Consider the following 1,513-nt stretch of genomic DNA (forward strand, 5'->3'; position numbering starts at 1 on the left):
GTCATGGTTCCCGGCACGGACCCGGCCGCACTGATCGTCCCCAGCCTCGCCAGCTCCCTCCGACCAGTCCTTCACCACCAAAACCCCTCCCCGCAGCGCCGACTGACCAGCATCGATGAGACGGTCCTGTCGCTCTCCGCGAAGGGCTACACACACGGCGAGATCTCGGCCCACCTGGCCGAGGTCTAGGGAGCGGACGTCTCCCAGCAGACGATCACGGTCATCGATTCGGTGAGGGAGGGCATGGCCGCAGGGCAGGCCCGCCCGCTCGATTCGGTCTATCCAGTGGCCTTTATCGACTGCATCAAGGTGAAGATCCACGATGGCCAGGTCGCCAACCGCCCCATCTATATGGCGTTGGCGGTCACGGCCGAGGGCCACCGCGACATCCTCGTCCTGTGGGCCGGCGGCGAGGGAGGGGAAGGTTCCAAGCACTGGCTCCGGGTCCTGACCGAGCGGAAGAACCGCGGCGAGGACGCCTCCATGCTGGTCTGTGGCGGGCTGAAGGTCTTGCCCGACGCGGTCGGTGAGGTTCCGGCCTCGGGCTGGCGTCCAGACCTGCTTTGTTCGCCTGTTGGGGGCGTCGTTCCGCCATGCGGGGCGGCACGACTGAGACAAGATCACGAAAGCGTTGAAGCCGGTCTATACCGCGCCGACCGAGGACGCGGCCACCACCCCGGTTCGTCGAGTTCTGCGAGGAATGGGGACAGAGGTATCCGGCTATCGTGCGGTTGTGGGAGAGCGCGTGGGCCGAGTTTGTCCCGTTCCTTCAGTTCGATGCGGAGATCCGGCGGATCCTCTGCACCACCCACTCGATCGAGTCCGTCAACGCGAGGATCCGCCGAGCCGTCCGTGCCCGCGGCCACTTCCCCTCTGAGAACACGGCTTGGAAGGGCGGCTGCCTCGCGGTGATGTCTTTGGACCCGACCGGCCCCGACCGCAAACGCTGGACCACCCACTGGAAGCGAGCCCTCCAAGCCTTCAACATCACCTTCGACAGACGCTTCGCCGACAACCGAATCTGACCTCAGAACCCAAACCATTTGCTGGAAAGGCCCCGCTGAGAGGGGCCCACTATTGGTGACGGGGGGATGGTGGAAGGGTAAGCATCCTTGCGCTGTCCGATAAAGGGACCGCGTGCTCTCGCGGGACGGGAAACGCGCCGATCTCCCCATTACCTTCTTGGTAGCCCCGCAATGGGGCGCCCGGCCTCCGGAGTTGGCATGACTTTCTCCCCCTGTCGATCGCATGTCTTGGGGGGTGGTGTCACCGGCTCCGGAGGCATCGACAGACCGCTGATTAGGGGCATGACCACCGGCTTCTTCGAAGGTCGGGAGGCTCTTCGTAATGTGGATGTGGCGATCGGTGCCGTGGGACGGCCGGGCGATGGGACGACAGGAGGAAGCGCGTGATCGACGTCAGTGACATCGGTGTCTTCCTCGGCCTGGACGTCGGCAAGGGCGAACACCACGCCACCGCCGTCACCCCGGCCGGGAAGAAGGCCTTCGACAAG

General features: G+C 65.2%; 1 pseudogene. It reads left to right on the forward strand.

The window, feature by feature from the left end:
- Positions 1 to 1,025: pseudogene (locus tag ACFYP3_RS37785) on the forward strand (IS256 family transposase); the annotation flags it as partial.
- Positions 1,026 to 1,513 lie beyond the last annotated feature (488 nt).

It is taken from the genome of Streptomyces sp. NPDC005533 (assembly GCF_042871845.1).
In the GTDB taxonomy this organism is placed as follows: domain Bacteria; phylum Actinomycetota; class Actinomycetes; order Streptomycetales; family Streptomycetaceae; genus Streptomyces.